Below are 21,462 nucleotides of genomic sequence, written 5' to 3'. Positions count from 1 at the left end.
TAACATTCATTTCTGGAAAACGCCTCTCAAAAACGGCTCACGCACTCCATCGCTACCGCTTTGAACTCGGCAAAATTCTGGCTGGCGCAGAGTCGCGTCATGGCGCGCTCACGCAGGAAAGTGACAAAAATATCGTAGATCGCCATTGCTTCTTCGTACTCGCTTTTACTGATGGCGAGTAAAAAGATGACGTGCGCCGTCTCATCTCCCCAGACGATGCCCTGCGGCGCGAGCACGGTATAGACCACCGTTTTCTTCGCCAGCAATCCCAGGGCGTGCGGCAGGGCGATGCTGTCGCCTAACATTGTGCTGACAATGGCTTCACGCTCAACCACCGAGTCGAGAAACTCCGCATCCACAAACCCCTCGCTTTGCAGCTGATCGCACAATGTCTTAAACAGCGTCTGCTGATCCATTGTTCCGTCGATAATGCGAAAGTGGGCGGCGTCGAAGTATTTGTTCAGCATCCACGGGCGGGTTCTGTCCACCAGCACCAGCTTGCCGATCTGCTCCAGCTGGTAGTCGGTAGGGAATGGCGCAATCATGACCACCGGCTTATCTTTTTCGCTGACGCGCGCGGTAGAGATGACAAAATCTTCGGCAATGCTGTCCCGCTGCTCATAGTCACGCAGAGTCAGGGTTCTCACGATCTCAATCTGCGGATATTTCCGCGCCAGCACCGCTTCGATCATGCGTACCATCGCATTTCCCGCGTCACATACCAGCAGGATTTTAGGCTGCCGTTGGTAACCGATGTTGTAACTACGCTCCAGCCCAACGCCGATATGCAATACCAGAAAACCAATCTCGTTTTCGCTGATGGTATATGGCGTGTATTTTCCCCAACCCGACACGGCCGCCAGCGTCATATCCCACGCCATAGGGTAGTGCTGCTTAATGTTTTCCAGTAGCGGATTGGGGATCATTATCTGATAGCGCACCCGCGTGATCATCGTTTTGATGTGGGTGAGCAGGTCGGCATGTAACTGTTTGTCATTCAACAGGTTATAGTTGTACTGCGTGTTGATAAAACGGAGGATATAGTTAACCAGCGCTTCATCGTCATCGGCATTGATGGCGCTGGGAGCAATCTCCTGCACCTGCCGTGCGGCAATGTGTACCTTCAGCCAGTTCTCTTCAGACGCCGACAGCGGTTTATCCGCCAGGTGTTGCAGCACCGCCGCAATATCCCGCGCCGCGAAGCAGACGTTGTCCTCCACCTCTTCCGTGGTAAATTCCGACAGCGGATACCCTTCGCTGATGCGCCGTACCGCGACGGCGCAATACAGGCGTAAAAACAGCTCGCCTTCATCTGTCAGACGAATACGAAAACGGGTAAATATTTCCTGTAAAATCGGCTGCAATTGCTCCGGCACGCCCGCGTTAAGCGCTTCTTCCACAATCAGCGGGTTCGCCGGATCCTGCTGCGCCAGCGTCCACAGGAGATCGGTCAGACACGCGCGGATCGCCATTTCGCTGCCGAACAATTTCATGCCGTGGCGCGGGCGGGTTTCCAGCGTCAGATGATAGCGGCGCAGCCACTCGCGAACTTCCGCCATATCGTTTTGCAGCGTCGCGCGGCTGACGAACCACTCATCCGCCAGATCTTCCAGTTTGAGCGAGAAAGCGGACGTCAGGAAACGAACCACCAGATAGTGCACCCGTTCCTGGCTGGTTCGCGGGATGCGCAGCGTACTCGGCTGCTGCTCCCGCAGGGTTTGATAGCGGGTCGGATCGTCAATTCGGAGCTGATAACCGTTGCCCCGGCTCAGAACAAACTGCGCGCCATACTGCGTCAGCAACGCATTCAACGCAGTAATGTCCGCCCGCACGGTGCGCGTGGAAACCGACAACCGCTGCGCCAGCTCATCCTGCGGCAGCGTCTCGTTTTGCAACATATCAAACAGCTGTGCCAAACGTTGGTTGGGGAATCGCACGTCACTTACCTCACTCTTGCTATTAACCTACGCACGTCCGGGTAATGGCCAACAGCTGGCGCACATCGTCTGGACGGGTGTTGCCACTCACCTTATCAATAATCGAACTATAAATGTGAGGAATGATTTTGCTGACGCCAGCATCAAGCGCAATCTGCAAAATCTCGCCAAAGTTTTCCAGATCGATACCGCCAGTCGGCTCCAGCCAGAAGTCGTGACGGGCGCAGGCTTCCGCTACCGCTTTGTACTCATCACGGCATTTCAGGCCGCCCATCGGGAAGTATTTAATCGAGCTGCCGCCCATGTCTTTCAGCAGGGCAATCGCCGTCTCAACGGGAACAATGCCGTCCGGCGTTTTGCTGCTCAGCGGGCCGGTAGAAATTTTCACTCTGCCCGGCGTCCCCGTCGGGGAGACCAGACCGTTAACGACCGTTTCACTCTGCCCCAGCAGCGCGCGGCTGGTCGCCACGCCGGTAAAGACCTGATTAACGTGCTGCGGCTGCACCTGACGAGAGATTTCGCTCACCATCGCTGACTGATTCGGATCGCCAGCCCCCAGGCCAACAGAGAGGGCATTGTCGATAAGCGCCGCGTATTCGCGCATATCCGCCACCGCGCTGTCGACATCCGGGTAATTTTTGGAGAGCACGCCGACCAGCACATGGCCTTCCGCCGCCGCATAAATCTCACGGGCGTTCTCTTTGGAACCCGCCAGAACGTTCAGACAAACGCGGTCACGGTAAAAGTTAGGGGTCAGTTTCATGCTTTTTTCTCCTGATTAATCACGTCGCGAATACGGCGTGCCACAATCTCCAGTTGCGCCTGATTTACGCTGCGGACATCCGCCTCAATAATGCCTTCGTTAGCTTTGTAGCCACGGAAATAGATGGCGTACTCACCCTGTTTGAGGGCTTCCACCAGATCGCCGGTGGCAATGCCGGTCACGGCCTCATCGAACTTAATTTCCGTTCTCGCGATATCGCGTCCGGCGCTGTCCCACACCACGCGGGCGCTCACGCCATTAAGCGCATTCAGCGCATCAATAAACGGCGTCATTTTTTCGACCATCTCCGCACCGCTCTCTTTCTGCGCGTTCAGGTAGAGTTCGATGGCGCAGGTCAGCCCGAGGATGCCCTCTTTACCGACTTTCATGGCGCGGCCAATGCCCGCCGTCTGGCGTTTCACCCACTCGACGTACTGAGTTTTACCGAGCACCAGACCGCTGGTCGGCCCTTCAATCGCTTTCGCGCCGCTGTAGATCACCAGATCCGCGCCGACGCGGTAGTAACACTGCAAATCCTCTTCTGCCGCCGCATCCACAATCAACGGTAAATTGTGCGTGCGCGCGACTACCGCCGCCTGCTCTACGCTGAGCATGCTTTTCTGCACGCAGTGGTGAGATTTGATATAGAGGATCGCCGCCGTGCGCGGAGTGATCGCCGCCGCAAGCTGCGCTGCGGAACATTCGTTGGCATAACCGGCTTCGACCAACTTACCGCCGCCCAGCGCCACCATCGTGCCAACCGGCGCGCCAAAGTTAACGTTGTGCCCTTTCGGCAATACAATTTCGTTATTCTCGATCGGAGTAACATGCAGGTTTTCCAGCAGCCAGTCGCTGTCCTGAACCAGTACCGCCGCTACCGACTGGGCAATCCCCGCCGAGGCGCAGGAGACGACCGTCGCCCCTTCCACATCCAGCAGTTTTGCAATGTACTCCCCGGTTTTATTGACCAGATCTTTCATCTCAAAGTACTGGTTCATGCCATCCATTGCCGCCTGCACCACTTCCGGGCGCGGGGTGGAAACACCGAGCGCGGTCATACGCCCTGATGTATTAATCACTTGTTTCAGATTGTATTTTTCATAAATCGAAGTCACGTTCAGCACTCCCTTGTTCGGTTACATAGCCCTTACCCGCACGGATGGCGGCAAGCGGCACCAGCAATTTTTCAGCCTGTAAGCTGTCGTTTTCAGCGTCCACCAGCACGGTTGGCTGACGCCTGAGCGTAAAGAGGGTCAAGTCGGCGTCCAGACCTGGCTCAAGGCGGCCTTTGCTTTTCAGGTTCAGGCCATCAGCAGCATTTGCCGTCACACAGTCGATGACCTGCGGCAGCGTCATGCCGATGGCGAGGAATTTCGACATCACGTTGGCAAGCGAATAAACCGGGCCATTGATGCGGTTACGACAGTAGATATCCGAGCTGATGGTGTGCGGCAAAATGCCTAAGCTAATCGCGCGCTGCGCGACCGCAAAGCTCAGGCTGGCAGTGCCGTGACCAACGTCCAGGCGCACGCCGCGCTGTAGCGCCCGGGTGATTGACGCGCGCAGCTCACCGTCCGGCGTCAGAATGCGATTAGGTTTGCCGTTATAGCAGTGAGTGATGATATCGCCCGCCGTCAGACGCTCAGCGATCTCATCCAGATCCGGCGGGTTGTTGCCGATGTGTACCATCAACGGCAGATCGCCGTTCTCTTTCTGCATCTCTTTGGCGCATTCCAGCGGCGTAATGCCGTTTTCACCCACCACGCTGCTGCTCATTCGCGCCTTCAGGCCCACAATGAAATTCGGATGGCGTTTCACCGCCTGTTTCACGGCGTCCGCATCGACATTGGCCATATTCGCCAGTTCGTTTTGTGCGATCAGTCCTACGCGGGAGATATTCAGCAACGCATAAACTTCAGTGGCCGCTTCACGGGTCAGCGTGTAGAAATCATCAATGTCGTCTGCGCCGGTACTGCCCGCATCAACAACGGTGGTGACGCCTGTCGCAATACCGACGCTGTCCGGCTCATCGTGATAAATCGGGGATTTCGGATAGCAGTGGACGTGGGAATCAATCCACCCTGCGCTAACGTAATACTCGCCGCGCAGATCGACGGTTTTCGCCGCCGGTTGCTGGATATTGCCCAGCGCGGCAATTTTGCCGTCCTTCAGGGCGATATCGCTCACCGTATCGTCAACCAGACGCGCACGGCGCAGGAGTAAATCATACATCACTCTCTCCTTTGCCGGATGGCGGCGTAACCGCCTTATCCGGCCTACAAATCAACCGTTAGCTAATGGCAATCGGGAAGATCGAACCTAAAATCATGGCGCCGAGGATCGCGCCGCCGGTGATCGGCTTCTGCCAGAGATAGAACAGCAACGCCCCCAGCAAAGAACCCACGCCGATTGGAATCGAGGCGGTCATCGCGCTGAGGATGATCAGCGGCCCCAGGAAGCGGCCTGACGCATTACCCGCCCCCATCATCACGTCCGCCCCGTAGGTGGAGTCGCTCTGATTGATGGTGAACTTACGCGCCAGAATGATGACGTAGCCAATTGCCAGACCAATCACCAGACCGGTGATTAACGAGGCGACAAAGTTAGCGACCGGGAAAACGATCCCTGCGCCCAGCAGCAGCGCCGGAACCCCAAGACCGACGCCGGTCTGGATCGCCCCGCCGATGTCCAGAATCCCCACCAGCGACCCTTCGATAATGCGGGCAAACAGGAAGCTTGCGCCAAACGCAGCCACCGCACCGTAAACGCCAGTGTCCATCCCCGCTTTCAGCATTGCCACAAAGGCCACTTCGTTAAACGCGCCGATACCGTACAGGTAGTACATATGCGTCCCGGCAAAAACGCCGGATGAGAGCAAGCCTACAAAGATCGGGAACGACCAGTCGGCATACCAAAAACCTTTATTCTGTTCCATTATGATGGCCTCCGTTATTTGCCGCTGAGCGAGCCGTGGATCAGTTCGAGCCAGTTCGGCACGGTCATATTGAAGGATTCGATCATCTTCATGTCGAAGCCGCGGAAGAAGCCGCTCAGGACAAACAGCGCCACAATGGCGACCATCATCACTTTGGTGACGTGGTTCCAGCCGCTCTCTTCAACGCCTTTGCCGATCAGAATACCCAGCACCAGACCCGGAACGGCGTTACCCATGATCAGCTGCGCCGCGCCGCCAAACACGGTGGCCCAGAAGCCTGATTTTTTCCCGGCGTCGATCGCCGCCAGCCAGAAGATAACCGGCATCACGGTATTCACCAGCAGGTTAGCCGCAGGCACCAATACCTTAACGGCGGTGACCTGCAACGCTTCCGGTACGGAAGAGGCGGTAAGGTTGAGGAAGGTCACGACGATCATGCCGATGATGCCGCAGGCAATCGCCATTTTCTTCGGATCGTGCAGCGTCTCGCCGACATTGCGGTTTTTGATCATCAGCGCTGCCGCGCCCCAGTTCGGGATGATGCGGTGATCGACATCCTGCGTGAATGAACCCGCCGCAACGGATGAAGCCCAGGCGTTGAAGAAGAAGCCCAGACCGAAGGAGAAGTGAGAAGCCGGGTCCCCTTCACAGGAGTTCAGTTCCCCCAATGTACGAAACGCGCCCATACCCTGTGTAGTCGGCGCATGAAACATGCGTGCAGCCCCGGCGCCCACACCGACGCCGACCAGGCCACCAATGATGAGCGATTTTATTAATATTATCAGGAACATATTTATGCCTTTTAATAAAGAATCAGCGTTGCGCGACGAAGTCCACCTTGTCGAGATTGATGGCAGTCACGTTGACGGTCACTTCCAGCTCCACGCTGTAGGTGCGTCTTTCCCGGCGCAAAAAGACAAATAAAAACGCTTCTTTGCGCACCGTTTCACGCGCTTGAACAACCTGCACATCCTGTGGCTCAATACGCAATAAAATATGCGGCGATGCTTTCATCACCGCGCCCTGAACGTGGTTCAGGGCATCGGCAAAGGCGCGCGCTTTGGCTTCGCCTTTACCGGTGACTCTCACCGTAGTGGTGAATTGTTCTTTCATACTTAAGCGCCGTATTTCTTCTGCCACGCCTGAACCAGACGCTCGCCAAGTTCTTCTTTATCCATAAAGCCGAACCCCAGCACGTTGCAGCCTTCGTTGATAGCCGTGACGCCTTCATCCACAGAGCGCATCCCGTATTTGGCTTTGTAGCCATACTTGTTTTGCGCCGTGATGGCGCCCGCACCGCCGCTACCGCAAAAAGAGATGCCAAAGGTGGCGTTTTCCGCTTTCATCACGTCGCCCAGCTTCATATCCGCCGCCACGCCCGGCACCACCACCGCACGACCACCGGCTTTTTCCACACCTGCCGCCACTTTCTGGCCCTTACCCAGACGATCGCCAATTACGACTGTAATCTGTTCCATTTTTTGCTCCTTAAAGGTTGTCTTTCGCGACTTCGAAATGTACTGACAGCAGCCAGGCTTCTTCCTCTGGAAGGTTGCCAAACGCCGCCACGATGTCGCGGGCAAGTGCCATTGATTCGGCTGAAATTTCATCAAATAAACTGGCATCCACTTCCGGCAAAGGCTCGCCGGTCACTGACCGGTGCGCCATGGCGCGAACATGAGACGTCAGCATTTGTTCCTGTACGGCGTTGGGAATGATGTGATGTTCGCTGAGTAAGGCATACACCTGCGCCAGCATGCGATCAGCCAGTTCACCGATCTCCGTCACCTGCTCCCCCATGTCGTTCATTACTGCTCCGTTATTCACTCGTCTTACCCCGTTAATGGCTCTGGGTTAAAACTAACGGCAGGGGTTAAAAGTTTGTAGCGAGTTGTTTTCCACTTCGAAGTGGAAAGGCGAGTGGCGACAGTGATCTGTTCCACAGAAAAGGGGGATTTGGCGATTTATCGCTGAAAAACTGTGACATACATCGCAAGGAAAGGCGGAAAAACCGATGAGAAAAAGCACATTCGCGCGATCGCCGAATGTGAAAAAGTGTGACGGGAATAGGGATTACTTATGGCCCAGGGGAAATGCCGGATGACGACGCGATGCGTCTTATCCGGCCTACATCACGTTATTAACGATACTTCTTATGGTACGCGTTGCGAGTGGTTTTAAACGCTTCCGCCGCCGCTTGCGCCTCTTTGATTTTTCCTTCATTCGCCAGTTTTAATGCGCCGTCAATCTGACCGACCAGCGTATCTAAACCGTGGCGAAAATCCTTCATCTCCGGGCTATCCGGGGCTTTATCTTCCAGCTTAGGCGGCGTGCCTTTTTGCGCATCCAGCGCAGCGGCGCGCATTTTGCTTAACGCGTCTTTCAGTTCGGTCGCGTTATCCGTTTTTTCCACCACCTTCAGATTGTCGTTAAGCGTGTCCATATTGTCTTCAAGATCGGCAGAAAACACCGCCGAACTGAACGCCAGGGATGATATGGCAAGAACAGCTAACAGGTTTTTACGCATTGCTCACTTCCTCATTTTTATTATGAAAAGAAAACAAACGAGTGCTACTGCCCGGCGATTTTCATCTCCGGTAACAGCACGGAACCACACTGTATATTGCTACGCGTTTCAATATCGTTACCCACGGTGACGATATTGCGCCACATCTCTTTTAAATTCCCGGCGATGGTGATCTCGCTGACCGGATACTGGATCTCGCCGTTCTCAACCCAGAAACCGGCCGCGCCACGGGAGTAGTCGCCAGTAATGCCGCTCACTCCCTGGCCCATGAGTTCGGTGACGACCAGACCGGTGCCCATCTCTTTGAGCAGTTGTTCAAAGCTCAGCCCCTGCCCGGCAATGCGCCAGTTATGGATGCCGCCCGCGTGCCCGGTGCTTTTCAGCCCCAGTTTGCGCGCGGAATAGTTGGTCAGCAGCCACTGGGTCAGCACGCCGTCTTTCACAATGTCGCGACGCTCTGTGCGCACACCTTCGCTGTCGAACGGCGAAGAGGCCAGCCCTTTCAGCAGATGCGGGTGTTCTTCGATGGTCAGCCATTCCGGCAGAATTTGTTTACCCAGCGAGTCGAGCAGGAAGGTCGATTTACGGTATACCGAGCCGCCCGCAATCGCGCCGACCAGATGGCCAAACAACCCGGTCGCCACTTCATTCGCGAAAATCACCGGCGCTTTCATGGTCGAGAGTTTGCGCGGCGCCAGGCGAGATAACGTACGGCGCGCGCACTCGGCGCCCACCCATTCAGGCGTTTGCAGATCGCCTAACGCGCGGCCAATGGTGTAGGCGTAATCACGCTCCATGTCGCCCTTTTCTTCGGCGATGACACAGCTTGAGAGCGAATGGCGCGTGGAGCAGTACCCCTGCAACATGCCGTGGCTGTTGCCGAACACTTTGATGCCGTAATGGCTGTTAAAGCTGCCGCCTTCGGTATTGGTAATACGTTTATCCGCCTGTAACGACGCCTGCTCCGCGCGAGCAGCCAGATCAATGGCTTCATCCGGGGTCACTTCCGCCGGGTGGAACAGGTCGAGATCCGGCGCCTCAAAGGCCAGCAGATCTTTATCTGCCACGCCCGCGCACGGGTCCGGCGAGGTATAGCGAGCAATATCCAGCGCCGCCTGTACGGTACGGGCAATCGCCTGCGGGCTTAAATCGGTGGATGACGCGCTGCCTTTACGGTTCTGGTGATAAACGGTGATCCCCAGCGCGCCGTCACTATTAAATTCTACGTTCTCCACTTCACCATAACGGGTGCTGACGCTGATGCCGGTGGTCTTGCTGACAGAGACTTCCGCGCCGTCTGATTTGCCTGAGGCGAGCTCCAGGGCTGTCGAGACCGCTTCTTCCAGAATCTTACGCTGCGCTTCAACTTGTGAGATTACTTTCATCGCAAATGCCATACTGTAGAGAGAGTTTCTCTGAAGTCTAACAGAGAACCGTTTTTCAGTGCGCATCTTAACTGGTAACATTAGCCTCTTTTTTTAAGGAGCCTGACATGACAAAGCAGCCCGAAGACTGGCTCGACGACGTTCCCGGTGATGACATCGAAGACGAAGACGATGAAATTATCTGGGTCAGCAAAAGTGAAATTAAACGCGATGCCGAGGAGTTAAAACGCCTGGGCGCGGAAATTGTGGATCTGGGGAAAAACGCGCTGGATAAGATCCCGCTTGATGCGGATCTGCGCGCCGCCATTGAGCTAGCCCAGCGTATTAAGATGGAAGGCCGCCGCCGTCAGTTGCAGCTGATCGGTAAGATGCTGCGTCAACGCGACGTTGAACCTATTCGTCAGGCGCTGGATAAGCTGAAAAACCGCCACAACCAGCAGGTGGTGCTGTTCCATAAGCTTGAGCAACTGCGCGATCGCCTGATCGTTGAAGGTGATGATGCGGTGGAGGAAGTGCTGAGCCTGTGGCCGAATGCTGACCGTCAACAGCTTCGCTCGCTGATCCGCAACGCGAAGAAAGAGAAAGAAGGCAATAAGCCGCCGAAGTCGGCGCGGCAGATCTTCCAGTATCTGCGTGAGCTGGCGGAAAACGAAGAGTAATGCGTACGTAAGTTAAGTGTGCCGGATGGCGACGCAAAACGTCTTATCCGGCCTACAGCCTGGTGTATTTGGTATTTGCCGGATGGCGACGCAACGCGTCTTATCCGGCCTACAGCCTGGTGCATTGGTATTTGCCGGATGGCGACGCAATGCGTCTTATCCGGCCTACAGCCTGGTGCATTTGGTATTGCCGGATGGCGACGCAACGCGTCTTATCCGGCCTACAGCCTGGTGCATTGGTATTTGCCGGATGGCGACGCAATGCGTCTTATCCGGCCTACAGTTTGTAGGCCCGGTAAGCGCAGCGCCACCGGGCATATGATTACTCCGCCGCCTCCGCCTTTTTCGCCAGGCCATCCAACAGTTTTTGATGGATGCCGCCGAACCCGCCGTTGCTCATCACCAGAATATGATCGCCAGGCTGCGCGGTTTTCACCACCATATCGGCCAGCGCGTCCACATCCCCGCTCCAGTGCGCAGGCTGAACACAGGCATCCGCGACTTCCGCCACCTGCCACGGAATATGCTGCGGTTGCAGCAAGAACACTTCATCCGCACGCCCTAACGACGGAGCCAGATCGTCTTTGCAAAGACCCATCTTCATGGTGTTGGAGCGCGGTTCCAGCACCGCAAGAATACGCGCCGTACCGCCCACTTTACTGCGCAACGCCGCAAGCGTCGCCAGAATCGCCGTCGGGTGGTGAGCGAAATCGTCATACACCGTCACACCGTTGGCTTCACCGCGCAACTCCAGACGACGACGGGCGTTGATGAACGATCCCAACGCGTTAGCCGCATCCGCAGGCATCACGCCAACATGACGAGCGGCGGCAATCGCCATCAGCCCGTTATTCATATTGTGTTCACCGACCAGCGACCACTTCACTTCACCGGCTTTTTCACCGTCCAGCCACACTTCCCAAACGGATGCATCCGCGTTCAGTTTCTTCGCCTGCCAGTGCCCCTGCTCGCCCACCAGCTCCTGCTCGCTCCAGCAGCCCATCGCGATCGTCTGCTTCAGGTTGATGTCGTGTTCCGGGAAAATAATGCGCCCTTGCCCCGGCACGATGCGCACCAGGTGGTGGAACTGCTTCTGAATCGCTTTCAGATCGTCAAAGATGTCCGCATGGTCGAACTCAAGGTTGTTGAGGATCAGCGTGCGCGGGCAGTAGTGCACAAACTTGGAACGCTTATCGAAGAACGCGCAGTCGTACTCATCCGCCTCAATGACGAAGAAGTGACTTTCACCCAGACGGGCAGAAACGTCGAAATTACCCGGAACGCCGCCAATCACGAAGCCCGGCTGATAACCGCAGGCTTCCAGAATCCAGGTCGCCATGCCTGCCGTGGTGGTTTTACCGTGCGTACCGGCTACGGCCAGCACCCAGCGATCGCGCAGAACAAAGTCATGCAGCCACTGCGGGCCGGACATATACGGAATGTTCTTTTCCAGCACCGCTTCAACACACGGATTTCCACGGGTCATAGCGTTGCCGATGATCACCAGGTCTGGCTGTGGATCGAGCTGGCTGGCGTCGTAACCCTGAATTAAATCAATGCCCTGCTTCTCAAGCAGGGTACTCATCGGCGGATACACATTGGCGTCCGAACCCGTTACTTCATGACCGAGCGAGCGCGCCAGCATCGCCAGACCGCCCATGAAAGTGCCACAAATTCCCAAAATATGAATGCGCATACGTCACTACCCTTTTTTAATCTGGGGGCCATTTTACGCACATGTCAGGCAAGTGAGAAACGCATTTCAGGATATTCCGTACTTTGCTGGCGCGATTCACCTGAGCGCGGCCGCTGAAATATTTGTTAAGATTGTTACGGTCGCTTTACTCCATATCAATTGCAGGGAAAGTGTTATGAAAACGTTAGGTGAATTTATTGTCGAAAAGCAGCACGAGTTCTCTCATGCTACCGGTGAGCTCACTGCTTTGTTGTCGGCAATAAAGCTGGGCGCCAAGATCATCCACCGCGATATCAACAAGGCCGGTCTGGTCGATATCCTGGGTGCCAGCGGTGCTGAGAACGTGCAGGGTGAGGTTCAGCAGAAACTCGACCTGTTCGCGAACGAAAAACTGAAAGCTGCACTGAAGGCGCGCGATATTGTGGCGGGCATCGCTTCTGAAGAAGAAGATGAAATTGTCGTCTTTGAAGGCTGCGAACACGCGAAATACGTGGTGCTGATGGACCCACTGGATGGCTCGTCCAACATCGATGTTAACGTCTCTGTCGGTACTATTTTCTCTATCTACCGCCGCGTAACGCCTGTCGGCACGCCGGTGACGGAAGAAGATTTCCTGCAACCGGGCAACAAGCAGGTGGCTGCGGGTTATGTGGTCTACGGCTCTTCAACCATGCTGGTTTACACCACCGGCTGCGGCGTACACGCCTTCACCTACGATCCGTCGCTGGGCGTTTTCTGTCTGTGCCAGGAGCGTATGCGCTTCCCGGAGAAGGGCAACACCTACTCCATTAACGAAGGCAACTACATCAAATTCCCGAATGGCGTGAAGAAGTACATTAAGTTCTGCCAGGAAGAGGACAAGTCCACGAATCGCCCGTACACCTCGCGCTATATTGGCTCCCTGGTGGCGGATTTCCACCGCAACCTGCTGAAAGGCGGGATCTACCTCTACCCGAGCACCGCCAGCCACCCGGAAGGGAAACTGCGTCTGCTGTACGAATGCAACCCGATGGCCTTCCTGGCTGAGCAGGCGGGCGGCAAAGCGAGCGACGGTAAAGAGCGCATTCTGGATATTACGCCGGAAAGTCTGCACCAGCGCCGTCCGTTCTTCGTCGGCACCGATCATATGGTGGAAGACGTAGAACGCTTCATCCGCGAGTTCCCGGACGCATAATTATCATTAATCGCACGGATGTAGGCCGGATAAAACGCGCAGCGTTGCCATCCGGCAATTTATTGCCTGATGGCGGCTTCGCCTTATCCGGCCTACGTTCGGTTACGCTGCCTGTAGCTTAAATACGGCCATCGCCTCCAGCAGCGCATGAGACTGCTCTTCCAGCGAACGGGTAGCTGCGGAAGATTGCTGTACCAGCGCCGCATTCTGCTGTGCGGTTTCATCCATCTGACTGACCGCGATATTCACCTGCTCAATGCCCCGGCTCTGTTCCTGAGAAGCACTGGCAATCTCACGCATCAGTTTGGTCATGCGCATCACTTCTGTCGCAATCTCATCCATCGTTTCACCGGCCTGCATCGCCAGATCGCTGCCCTCTCCGACATGCGTTTGCGAGTCGCTGATGAGCGCGCGGATCTCTTTCGCGGCATCGGCGCTGCGGCTGGCGAGATTACGCACCTCACCGGCAACCACCGCAAAACCGCGCCCTTGTTCACCGGCGCGCGCCGCTTCAACGGAGGCATTCAGCGCCAGAATGTTGGTCTGGAAAGCGATGCCGTCAATTACGCCGAGAATATCGGCGATACGGTCAGAGCTGCCGGAAATATCACGCATTTTCTCAATGACATAGCACACCATCTCGCTGCCGCGATCGGCGGTGTCCGAGACTGATTTCGCCAGTTGGTGCGCCTGATCGGCATTTTCAGCGTTCAGTTTCACCGTCGCAGTCAGCTCTTCCATGCTGGCGGCTGTCTGTTCCAGCGAGGTGGCCGTAGACTCCGTGCGTTGCGCCAGATGCAGGTTGCCCGCCGTCAGTTCACGGCTGCCGGTATCAATTTGCGTGCTGGCGTCACGAACGCGTACCACGGATTCACTCAGCGCCGCACGCATCTCTTCAAGGGCGGTATTCAGACGGTTAAATTCAGAACTGGCAAAATGGCTTACCGTCGGCGATAAATCCCCTGTCGCCAGACGCTCCAGTTGCTCAACAACATTATCAAGAGGTTTCAGGAGCTTATTACGCAACATCAGCCATACCAGCGCCAGCAGGCCGATGGCGGCCAGCGTCGCCCCCGTCATCACCCCATAATAGACCCAGGAAGTGATAATACGGGTGGAGGCGTAGAGCCCCATACCGCCCGTCAGCAACAGGAGCAGGGTAAGTAAAGACAGTAAAACCAGTAAACTTGTACGAATAGAGAGGGATTTTGGCATCGTTATCTTTCCGGTTGTAGGGATATAGAATCTATCGACTACAACCGGAAAAAGTTTATACGTTTCAGGAAATTCAATATGTTACTTCGGTGTTGCGACCGTGTTGACACGCGTAACTGGAGAACTCTGGCGGTTCTCCCACAGCACCGTCAGACCACGCTGCAAAGCAATAAAAATAAACAACAAAATCCCGATAGCGATCTTCGTCCACCAGGAACTCAGCGTACCATCGAAGTTAATATAGGTCTGGATCAGCCCTTGGATCGCCACGCCGAACAGCGTACCTAACACCGTCCCCACGCCTCCGCTCAGCAACGTACCGCCAATCACCACCGATGCGATGGCATCCAGCTCAACGCCAACGCCCGCCAGCGCATAACCGGCCTGGGTATAAATGGAGAAAACAATACCCGCCAGCGTCGCAAGCCCGGTAGAGAGCATATAAATACGGATGGTGGTGCTGCGCGTCGAGATCCCCATCAGGTTCGCCGACGCCGCATTTCCGCCAATGGCGTAAACCTGATTACCAAACCGCGTACGGTGCGCGAGGAAAATACCGATCACCACCACCGCCAGCATCAGCAGCCCCATTGCGCTCAGACGCCCGCCGCCGGGGATTTTCCACGCCAGGCTGGAGAGCGTATCGTAAATCGGGTGGTTAATCGGGATCGACTCCTCAGACACCAGATAACTGACGCCACGCAGGAAGAACATCCCCGCCAGCGTAATGATAAACGCCGGAATCTTCAGCGCATCAATCAGCAGCCCCATAAATGCCCCGAACGCACAGCCCATCGCCAGTACCAGCGGGAAGGCCAGCAGCGGCGAGATCCCCCAGTAGCCAATGGCCTTCGCCAGAAAAACGCCGGTAAACGCGATCACCGATCCCACGGACAGATCGATGCCACCGGAGAGGATCACGAAGGTCATGCCGACCGCGATAATCCCGAGGAAAGCGTTATCGGTCAGGATATTGCAGATAACCCGGGTTGAGGCGAAACCGGGGAACTGCGTCAGGCAATAGAGGTAGCCCAGCACAAAAACCCCGAGGGTGATCATCAACGGTAAGTTACGTTTTATCACGACCACGCACTCCTTTTATCAGACTGATAAAGCGCTGCGACTGCACAATCAGCACGCATAACACCACGATGGCTTTGACGACCTGGTTCATCTCCGGCGGAAAGCCTGACAGCAGGATGCCGGTATTCATCCCCTGGATAATCAATGCGCCCACGACCGACAGCAGCAGGTTAAAGCGCCCGCCCATCAGCGAGCCGCCGCCAATAACCACGGCCAGAATAGCGTCCAGCTCCAGCCAGAGTCCGGCGTTGTTGGCGTCCGCGCCGCGAATATCCGCCGTGATGATGATGCCCGCAATCGCCGCGCACAGGCCGCTCAGAACATAGGTGAGCATGACGATAATGCGGGTGTTCACCCCGGCATTTTTCGCCGCCCGAATGTTGATTCCCACCGCTTCAATGAACATCCCCAGCGCCGTTTTACGGGTCAGCAGCCAGAACACCATCAGGGTAAGCAGCGCGATAATCACGGGCGTCGGAAACAGCAACAGCGAACCGCTGCCGAACCACGATAAGTTGGGTGAGTTAAAGGTGACGATCTGCCCGGAGGTGATGAGTTGCGCCACGCCACGTCCGGCCACCATCAGAATGAGCGTGGCGACAAACGGCTGAATTTTAAGGATCGCCACCAGAATGCCATTCCACAAGCCCGCCAGTACGCCTGTTCCCAGCGCCGCGAGCAGCACCACCGGTAAGCTGTGCCCGGCCACCGTCATGGCGGCAGTGGTCGCCCCGGCAATCGCCATTACCGCCCCGACGGAGAGATCGATACCGCCAGTGGCGATCACCAGCGTCATCCCAATCGCCAGCAGCGCAACGGGAGCCGCGCGGTTAAGAATGTCAATCGGGCTGCCGAACAGGCGGCCATCCTGCAAAATCACCTGCCAGAAATGCGGCGCCACCAGGCTGTCCACCAACAGCACCAGCAGCAATGCCACGATCTGCGGCATACCTGTCGGCCAGCGAAAACGTCGCTTCGGCGGTGTGGTTTGCGGGAGAGACTGAGGCATCACACTATTCTCCTTACGCCGCAATGGCGTTCATGATCGCCGGAACGGACAGTTCCGCCAGCGGGATCTCCGCCACCTGTTTACGATCGCGCATGATGATCACCCGATCGGCATAGCCCACCAGTTCCTCCAGTTCAGAGGAGATGACCAGCAGCGCCAGCCCGTCCGCACACAGCGTTTCAATCAGTCGGATGATCTCCGCATGCGCCCCAACGTCGATACCGCGTGTCGGTTCATCCAGGATCAGGAACTGCGGTTTGGTCAGCAACCAGCGCGACAGCAACACTTTTTGCTGATTGCCGCCGGAGAGAAATTCAATCGGCTGTTCCGCACTGGGGGTACGAATGCCCAACTGGCGGATAAAACGCTCGGCAATCTCCTGCTGTTCTCTGCGGGAAATCGGCCGCAGCCAGCCTCGCTGCGCCTGTAGCGCCAGAATGATATTTTCCCGTACCGATGCGGCGGCAATAATGCCGTCCGTTTTCCTGTCTTCCGGGCAAAAGCCAATCCCAAGGCACGAAGCCTGATGCGGCGATCGCAGGGTTTGCGGTTTACCTTTGATCATCGCACTGCCGCTGTCGGCCGGTTTGATGCCGAAGATCACCTCTGCGGTTTCGGTACGCCCCGATCCCAACAGCCCTGCCAGACCGACGATCTCGCCGGGGCGGACTTCCAGGCTGAACGGCGAGATGGTGCCCTTCCTGCCGTAATCTTTAAAGGCAGCCACCGGTTTATCGCTCAGCAAGGTGCGCCCCGCCCGCTGTAGCGCATGGGTCTCCAGTTCGCGCCCCAGCATCATTTTCACCAGTTCGATCTGTGGAAGCTCGCGGGTTTCGCGGCAGCCGACAAAGCTGCCGTTGCGTAACACGGTGATCCGATTGCTCACCTGATAAACCTGATCGAGAAAGTGCGTAACAAAGATCAGGCTGACGCCGCGATCGCGCAGATGACGCATCAGGCCAAACAGCATCTCAACTTCCTGAGTGTCGAGGCTGGCGGTGGGTTCGTCGAGGATCAGGACTTTCGCGGAGAGATCGATGGCCCGGCAGATAGCGACAATCTGCTGCATTGCAACGGAAAAGCGATTGAGCGGCTCACGCACATCCAGCGAAAAACCGTAAGAGGCCATCAATTCAGTGGCGCGTTTCTCCATTTCTTTGCGCCGCAGCAGGCCAAAACGCCGGGGCTCACGACCGATAAACAGGTTATCCGCCACCGACATATTGGGCAGAAGGTTAACCTCCTGGTAGACAGTTCCGATCCCCAGTTGCTGGGCATGCGCGGTATTCTTCGGTGAAATCGCCTGGCCTTCCAGCCAGATAGTGCCGCGATCGGCATGGTATACGCCGGTTAATGCTTTAATCAGCGTTGATTTTCCCGCCCCGTTTTCCCCGAGCAGCGCCATGATTTCGCCCCGGCGCAGGCTAAAATCGACGTTATCCAGCGCCTTAACGCCGGGAAAGAATTTACTGAGTCCCTCGGTACGGAGGATTTCCTGATTTTGGTCGATAGTCATGGCATTCCTCCGGTTCGAAAGCGCGGCCTTTCCGTAGGCCTGATAAGCGCAGCGCCATCAGGCAATAAATGCCGGATGGCGGCGTAACGCCTTATCCGGCCTACAGAAGACCAACAGCAAAATCAGTAGCCCATGTTTTTCTTCTTCTCTAACTCTTCTTTTGCGGTGTCAGGCAGGTACAGCGTCGATTTGGTGATGGTCAGCTTCTCAGGCATCGTGCCGTCTTTTTTGTATTTCTCCAGCGCATCGAAAGCGGGCCCGGCCATGTTCGGCGTCAGTTCAACGCTGGCGTTGGCTTCGCCATCAATCATCGCTTTATAGATATCCGGCACGCCGTCGATAGAGCCCGTCAGAATATCTTTTCCCGGCTTCAGGCCCGCTTCTTTAATCGCCTGGATCGCGCCGATCACCATGTCGTCGTTATGGGCGTAAACCATGCAGATGTTTTTGCCGTTGTTTTCCGCTTTGATAAAGCTCTCCATCACCTCTTTCCCTTTACTACGGGTAAAGTCGCCAGACTGAGAGCGGATGATTTTGATGTTTGGCGCTTTGGCGATGGCTTCGGCAAACCCTTTCTTACGGTCGATCGCCACGCTGGCCCCGACGGTGCCTTGCAGCTCAACAACGTTACACGGCTTACCATCCACCTCTTTTACCAGCCAGTCGCCGATCAATCTGCCTTCCAGCACGTTGTCGGCGGTGACGGTGGTCATATAGAGCGATTTGTCTTTAACATCAATGGAGCGGTCGAGCAGAAAGACCGGAATTTCCGCATCTTTGGCTTCTTTTAAGACCGGTTCCCAGCCTGTCGCGACCACTGGCGCAATAAAGATGGCGTCCACGCCCTGAGCGACAAATGAGCGTACGGCTTTAATCTGGTTTTCCTGTTTTTGCTGACCGTCGGCAATTTTCAGCGTGATGCCGCGTTTTTCGGCCTCGCTCTTCGCCACGTTGGTTTCGGCGGCGCGCCAGCCGGACTCAGAGCCGACCTGCGAAAATCCTACGGTTAAGGGGGCGGCCATTGCCATAGACGACATGGCTGCCGAAACTGCTGTGACTAAAAGTAAGCGCTTCCACATAATGATGTCCTCGTAGCCCAGGTTATTGTTGGGTGAAAAGCATTCGCGAGGAAAACTATAGACAATAGGTGATGTAACGGATTGCGTTACATCACACTTCAAAAAAGTAAATAAAAGGTTAATCACAACTTTGTAATCGCTTTCATTCGCCTATGAAAAAAGCAGCTGTTGTTATGGATTTTCCTGTCACGTAAACCGTCTGAAAATCGCAGCCGGAGGGGAAAGAAGACGAAAACAAGCGGAGACTTTCAGCGCGAGTTGGCTATAATACTCGCCACTTGTTTGCCATATATATTTAAAGGAAACAGACATGAGCTTACTCAACGTCCCTGCGGGTAAAGATCTGCCGGAAGATATCTACGTTGTTATTGAGATCCCGGCTAACGCAGATCCGATCAAATACGAAGTTGACAAAGAGAGCGGCGCACTGTTCGTTGACCGCTTCATGTCCACCGCGATGTTCTATCCGTGCAACTACGGCTACATCAACAACACCCTGTCTCTGGATGGCGATCCGGTAGACGTTCTGGTTCCGACGCCGTATCCGCTGCAACCGGGTGCTGTGATCCGTTGCCGTCCGGTTGGCGTTCTGAAAATGACCGACGAATCCGGTGAAGATGCGAAGCTGGTTGCCGTACCGCACACCAAACTGAGCAAAGAATACGATCACATCAACGACGTGAACGACCTGCCGGAACTGCTGAAAGCGCAGATCACGCACTTCTTCGAGCACTACAAAGACCTCGAAAAAGGCAAATGGGTGAAAGTTGACGGCTGGGACAACGCTGAAGCGGCTAAAGCTGAAATCGTTGCTTCCTTCGAGCGCGCAGCGAAGAAATAAGTTCGTTTTCGCTTGAGCTCAACGTAATTTTTCAAAAGCCCTCATATTTGCGAGGGCTTTTTTATGCCGGGTAAAACTGCCTAAGAGAGATTATCGACAAACCCTGGTTCCAGTAGTACCGAGTGTAGAGACTATGATAAATCTTTGGTCAGTTGCTCCGGTGATAAAGCCAGAGATACGATAGTCTTTCCTTCTTCATCACAAAACTCAACCTCATAAGCTAACGATGGTGAGTGATACACATCAATAACCGCACCGATCTGACCTTTCGTTAAACCAACGGCAGGTAAATCAACATTCAGGAACACAACATCCAGAAGTGATAGTTTCATCATTTCACCTTACTATTTTACATAGAGGGTTGTCATGCGAGGTACTAACGAATCAGTCTCATATATCCAACCAGTGCGTACTATCGCAGTTTCTCCGTTCACACCGATAATCGGTACATCAACGGACAGTCTTTGACCGAAACTGTCATATAGCCCTAATTCAGCAGGGTTAGACAGGACTCCCTGCTGAACTCTGGAAACTAAGACCCCTGCATTAGATGGGTTATAACCCAAAGCTGATTCGAAAACTCGCGCTTTATTTCCCCCAACCGGATGATCAGAATTTAGAGCATAAGAAGCTATTTTTTTAGGATCGATAACTGCATGTTTGGCATTGAGTAATGTTCCAGCCTCAGATGTGAATCCTTTTAAATAGGGGGATTCAAGGGACGGGGCCATACTATAATTCGATATTTCGCCTGGCCCATTTACAGTGCTCAACCTACCAATCCCTAACCCGGCGGCGATTGAAGCGCCAGCAATCAGCAATCCCCTGGTCTGATCGTTCATTACCTGGTTATAACCAACAGGAGCATCACCACCGAGCAATTCAGCAGTCTGATGAAACCCATCGACATTACCATTATAAATCCCCCCGGCCGCCAGCAGTCGCCCTACGCCAGCGCTGTTAAGAGTATGAGTCTGGGCTTTCGGCGTTGGAACAAACAGCTTATTGTATTCCGCTGGCAGGGCAAGATAACTACACTCGGTATTGCTTATCAGATGTTTACTGAGAATATAATCATAATCAACAGATATTGTTTCTGTATCTATCTCGTCTTTTATAATGCGAAGCTGAATCCTTGATATTGAAGCACCTCTGAGCTGAATATAATAATACTTCTCCCATTGACCATATCTATTTATGCGGTAAAACCAAAACGCCAGAAACAGGTTTTCATTGTTATTAATCGCATTAGCTAACAGCGGTGAACTTTTGTCTATTTGCTTGCTGAATGTTAAGCTCTGTAGATTCGCACCTTTACCTGTATTCGTTACCCCCGAACTCAAAGAAAATACAAATATTTCATTCACATGATTTCGTTGCCAACGATTACCGACTGAATCAGTTGTGCCACATCCATCAGAAATATCACCCTGTTGCTCACCAATGAGTTTAAGATAAACAATATCACTCATCCATTACTATCCTTACCTGGATAATTATTTTGTAGAACGAGAATGCGACTGAAATAAAATTATTTCCGCTAGCGGGATCATATTACGCTATAATAATACAAGATAATATTTTAAGAAGAATAATAATTCATACTAATTAGTGTTTCATTTAATAAGCATTTTGCGTGATGA

At 54.6% G+C, this 21,462-nt stretch carries 23 protein-coding genes; 4 read left to right on the top strand and 19 right to left on the bottom strand.

Annotated features, from left to right (window positions below; translation table 11 throughout):
• Positions 1-26: 26 nt before the first annotated feature.
• The 11 genes from OGV83_RS19690 to pmbA form a co-directional block, all read right to left on the bottom strand.
• Positions 27-1,937: a BglG family transcription antiterminator gene (locus OGV83_RS19690; RefSeq protein WP_214143854.1), complete on the bottom strand. Its 1,911-nt coding sequence runs from the start codon at positions 1,935-1,937 to the stop codon at positions 27-29.
• Positions 1,938-1,959: 22 nt separating this feature from the next.
• Positions 1,960-2,700: a 2-dehydro-3-deoxy-phosphogluconate aldolase gene (gene dagF / locus OGV83_RS19685; protein WP_047459393.1), complete on the bottom strand. Its 741-nt coding sequence runs from the start codon at positions 2,698-2,700 to the stop codon at positions 1,960-1,962.
• Positions 2,697-3,815 (bottom strand): DgaE family pyridoxal phosphate-dependent ammonia lyase, encoded by a 1,119-nt coding sequence (locus tag OGV83_RS19680; RefSeq protein ID WP_024130774.1) that lies wholly within the window; start codon positions 3,813-3,815, stop codon positions 2,697-2,699. Before OGV83_RS19680 ends, dagF begins: the two co-directional genes overlap by 4 nt.
• Complete coding sequence (locus tag OGV83_RS19675) at positions 3,799-4,932, bottom strand: amidohydrolase/deacetylase family metallohydrolase (protein ID WP_286464400.1); 1,134 nt, start codon at positions 4,930-4,932, stop codon at positions 3,799-3,801. Before OGV83_RS19675 ends, OGV83_RS19680 begins: the two co-directional genes overlap by 17 nt.
• A gap of 58 nt (positions 4,933-4,990) precedes the next feature.
• Positions 4,991-5,635, bottom strand: a complete 645-nt coding sequence (locus tag OGV83_RS19670; RefSeq protein WP_012134365.1) for a DUF4310 family protein — start codon at positions 5,633-5,635, stop codon at positions 4,991-4,993.
• A gap of 14 nt (positions 5,636-5,649) precedes the next feature.
• Entirely contained in the window at positions 5,650-6,426 is a 777-nt protein-coding gene (locus OGV83_RS19665; RefSeq protein ID WP_012134366.1) for a DUF4311 domain-containing protein, read from the bottom strand.
• 22 nt (positions 6,427-6,448) lie between these two features.
• Complete coding sequence (locus OGV83_RS19660) at positions 6,449-6,748, bottom strand: DUF4312 family protein (RefSeq protein WP_012134367.1); 300 nt, start codon at positions 6,746-6,748, stop codon at positions 6,449-6,451.
• 2 nt (positions 6,749-6,750) lie between these two features.
• On the bottom strand, positions 6,751-7,113 hold the full coding sequence (locus OGV83_RS19655) for an SFCGS family glycine-rich protein (RefSeq protein WP_012134368.1): 363 nt from the start codon (positions 7,111-7,113) through the stop codon (positions 6,751-6,753).
• Positions 7,114-7,123: 10 nt separating this feature from the next.
• Positions 7,124-7,444, bottom strand: a complete 321-nt coding sequence (locus OGV83_RS19650; RefSeq protein WP_012134369.1) for a glycine dehydrogenase — start codon at positions 7,442-7,444, stop codon at positions 7,124-7,126.
• Positions 7,445-7,775: 331 nt separating this feature from the next.
• A complete protein-coding gene (gene cybC, locus OGV83_RS19645; RefSeq protein ID WP_115615198.1) occupies positions 7,776-8,162 on the bottom strand; it encodes a cytochrome b562 in 387 nt (128 codons plus the stop codon).
• Between the two features lie 44 nt (positions 8,163-8,206).
• A complete protein-coding gene (gene pmbA, locus OGV83_RS19640; protein ID WP_047459405.1) occupies positions 8,207-9,559 on the bottom strand; it encodes a metalloprotease PmbA in 1,353 nt (450 codons plus the stop codon).
• Between the two features lie 95 nt (positions 9,560-9,654).
• Between pmbA and yjgA the strand changes: the two genes are divergently transcribed.
• The gene (yjgA, locus tag OGV83_RS19635; RefSeq protein WP_012134373.1) at positions 9,655-10,206 is read left to right on the top strand and encodes a ribosome biogenesis factor YjgA; all 552 of its coding nucleotides are present in this window, start codon (positions 9,655-9,657) and stop codon (positions 10,204-10,206) included.
• 25 nt (positions 10,207-10,231) lie between these two features.
• Positions 10,232-10,528, top strand: a complete 297-nt coding sequence (locus OGV83_RS19630; protein ID WP_286464398.1) for a hypothetical protein — start codon at positions 10,232-10,234, stop codon at positions 10,526-10,528.
• On the opposite strand, the gene mpl is transcribed toward OGV83_RS19630, so the two are convergent.
• Positions 10,529-11,902 (bottom strand): UDP-N-acetylmuramate:L-alanyl-gamma-D-glutamyl-meso-diaminopimelate ligase, encoded by a 1,374-nt coding sequence (gene mpl / locus OGV83_RS19625; protein WP_024130777.1) that lies wholly within the window; start codon positions 11,900-11,902, stop codon positions 10,529-10,531.
• 175 nt (positions 11,903-12,077) lie between these two features.
• On the opposite strand from mpl, the gene fbp reads away from it, so the two are divergent.
• Positions 12,078-13,076, top strand: coding sequence for a class 1 fructose-bisphosphatase (gene fbp / locus OGV83_RS19620; protein WP_024130778.1), 999 nt, complete (start codon positions 12,078-12,080; stop codon positions 13,074-13,076).
• Between the two features lie 102 nt (positions 13,077-13,178).
• Here the strand turns inward: fbp and OGV83_RS19615 are convergent, their stop codons facing one another.
• From OGV83_RS19615 to ytfQ, 5 genes are all read right to left on the bottom strand, one after another.
• Entirely contained in the window at positions 13,179-14,291 is a 1,113-nt protein-coding gene (locus OGV83_RS19615) for a methyl-accepting chemotaxis protein (protein WP_012134377.1), read from the bottom strand.
• Between the two features lie 81 nt (positions 14,292-14,372).
• The gene (gene yjfF, locus OGV83_RS19610; protein ID WP_286464395.1) at positions 14,373-15,374 is read right to left on the bottom strand and encodes a galactofuranose ABC transporter, permease protein YjfF; all 1,002 of its coding nucleotides are present in this window, start codon (positions 15,372-15,374) and stop codon (positions 14,373-14,375) included.
• On the bottom strand, positions 15,361-16,383 hold the full coding sequence (gene ytfT / locus OGV83_RS19605; RefSeq protein WP_198447272.1) for a galactofuranose ABC transporter, ATP-binding protein YtfT: 1,023 nt from the start codon (positions 16,381-16,383) through the stop codon (positions 15,361-15,363). Before ytfT ends, yjfF begins: the two co-directional genes overlap by 14 nt.
• A 13-nt stretch (positions 16,384-16,396) precedes the next feature.
• Positions 16,397-17,899 carry a galactofuranose ABC transporter, ATP-binding protein YtfR gene (gene ytfR, locus OGV83_RS19600; protein WP_286464394.1) on the bottom strand — a complete coding sequence of 501 codons (1,503 nt, stop codon included), beginning with the start codon at positions 17,897-17,899 and terminating at the stop codon, positions 16,397-16,399.
• A gap of 122 nt (positions 17,900-18,021) precedes the next feature.
• On the bottom strand, positions 18,022-18,978 hold the full coding sequence (ytfQ, locus tag OGV83_RS19595; protein WP_012134381.1) for a galactofuranose ABC transporter substrate-binding protein YtfQ: 957 nt from the start codon (positions 18,976-18,978) through the stop codon (positions 18,022-18,024).
• A gap of 310 nt (positions 18,979-19,288) precedes the next feature.
• On the opposite strand from ytfQ, the gene ppa reads away from it, so the two are divergent.
• Positions 19,289-19,819 (top strand): inorganic diphosphatase, encoded by a 531-nt coding sequence (gene ppa / locus OGV83_RS19590; RefSeq protein WP_012134382.1) that lies wholly within the window; start codon positions 19,289-19,291, stop codon positions 19,817-19,819.
• 131 nt (positions 19,820-19,950) lie between these two features.
• Here ppa and OGV83_RS19585 read toward each other — a convergent pair whose 3' ends face one another.
• Both OGV83_RS19585 and tssD read right to left on the bottom strand, forming a co-directional pair.
• Positions 19,951-20,151: a DUF4926 domain-containing protein gene (locus OGV83_RS19585; RefSeq protein ID WP_024130781.1), complete on the bottom strand. Its 201-nt coding sequence runs from the start codon at positions 20,149-20,151 to the stop codon at positions 19,951-19,953.
• 12 nt (positions 20,152-20,163) lie between these two features.
• On the bottom strand, positions 20,164-21,291 hold the full coding sequence (gene tssD, locus OGV83_RS19580; RefSeq protein ID WP_047459413.1) for a type VI secretion system tube protein TssD: 1,128 nt from the start codon (positions 21,289-21,291) through the stop codon (positions 20,164-20,166).
• Positions 21,292-21,462 lie beyond the last annotated feature (171 nt).

Source organism: Citrobacter sp. CK189, assembly GCF_030333505.1.
Classification (GTDB): Bacteria; Pseudomonadota; Gammaproteobacteria; order Enterobacterales; family Enterobacteriaceae; genus Citrobacter_B; species Citrobacter_B koseri.
This window is presented reverse-complemented; position numbering and strand designations above follow the sequence as displayed.

Bases quoted from the DNA above. Each gene is read 5' to 3' on its own strand.
- dagF (WP_047459393.1), bottom strand. From the start codon at position 2,700: ATGAAACTGACCCCTAACTTTTACCGTGACCGCGTTTGTCTGAACGTT.
- OGV83_RS19675 (WP_286464400.1), bottom strand. From the start codon at position 4,932: ATGTATGATTTACTCCTGCGCCGTGCGCGTCTGGTTGACGATACGGTG.
- OGV83_RS19670 (WP_012134365.1), bottom strand. From the start codon at position 5,635: ATGGAACAGAATAAAGGTTTTTGGTATGCCGACTGGTCGTTCCCGATC.
- OGV83_RS19665 (WP_012134366.1), bottom strand. From the start codon at position 6,426: ATGTTCCTGATAATATTAATAAAATCGCTCATCATTGGTGGCCTGGTC.
- OGV83_RS19660 (WP_012134367.1), bottom strand. From the start codon at position 6,748: ATGAAAGAACAATTCACCACTACGGTGAGAGTCACCGGTAAAGGCGAA.
- OGV83_RS19655 (WP_012134368.1), bottom strand. From the start codon at position 7,113: ATGGAACAGATTACAGTCGTAATTGGCGATCGTCTGGGTAAGGGCCAG.
- OGV83_RS19650 (WP_012134369.1), bottom strand. From the start codon at position 7,444: ATGAACGACATGGGGGAGCAGGTGACGGAGATCGGTGAACTGGCTGAT.
- cybC (WP_115615198.1), bottom strand. From the start codon at position 8,162: ATGCGTAAAAACCTGTTAGCTGTTCTTGCCATATCATCCCTGGCGTTC.
- pmbA (WP_047459405.1), bottom strand. From the start codon at position 9,559: ATGGCATTTGCGATGAAAGTAATCTCACAAGTTGAAGCGCAGCGTAAG.
- yjgA (WP_012134373.1), top strand. From the start codon at position 9,655: ATGACAAAGCAGCCCGAAGACTGGCTCGACGACGTTCCCGGTGATGAC.
- OGV83_RS19630 (WP_286464398.1), top strand. From the start codon at position 10,232: ATGGCGACGCAAAACGTCTTATCCGGCCTACAGCCTGGTGTATTTGGT.
- mpl (WP_024130777.1), bottom strand. From the start codon at position 11,902: ATGCGCATTCATATTTTGGGAATTTGTGGCACTTTCATGGGCGGTCTG.
- fbp (WP_024130778.1), top strand. From the start codon at position 12,078: ATGAAAACGTTAGGTGAATTTATTGTCGAAAAGCAGCACGAGTTCTCT.
- OGV83_RS19615 (WP_012134377.1), bottom strand. From the start codon at position 14,291: ATGCCAAAATCCCTCTCTATTCGTACAAGTTTACTGGTTTTACTGTCT.
- ytfT (WP_198447272.1), bottom strand. From the start codon at position 16,383: ATGCCTCAGTCTCTCCCGCAAACCACACCGCCGAAGCGACGTTTTCGC.
- ytfR (WP_286464394.1), bottom strand. From the start codon at position 17,899: ATGACTATCGACCAAAATCAGGAAATCCTCCGTACCGAGGGACTCAGT.
- ytfQ (WP_012134381.1), bottom strand. From the start codon at position 18,978: ATGTGGAAGCGCTTACTTTTAGTCACAGCAGTTTCGGCAGCCATGTCG.
- ppa (WP_012134382.1), top strand. From the start codon at position 19,289: ATGAGCTTACTCAACGTCCCTGCGGGTAAAGATCTGCCGGAAGATATC.
- OGV83_RS19585 (WP_024130781.1), bottom strand. From the start codon at position 20,151: ATGAAACTATCACTTCTGGATGTTGTGTTCCTGAATGTTGATTTACCT.
- tssD (WP_047459413.1), bottom strand. From the start codon at position 21,291: ATGAGTGATATTGTTTATCTTAAACTCATTGGTGAGCAACAGGGTGAT.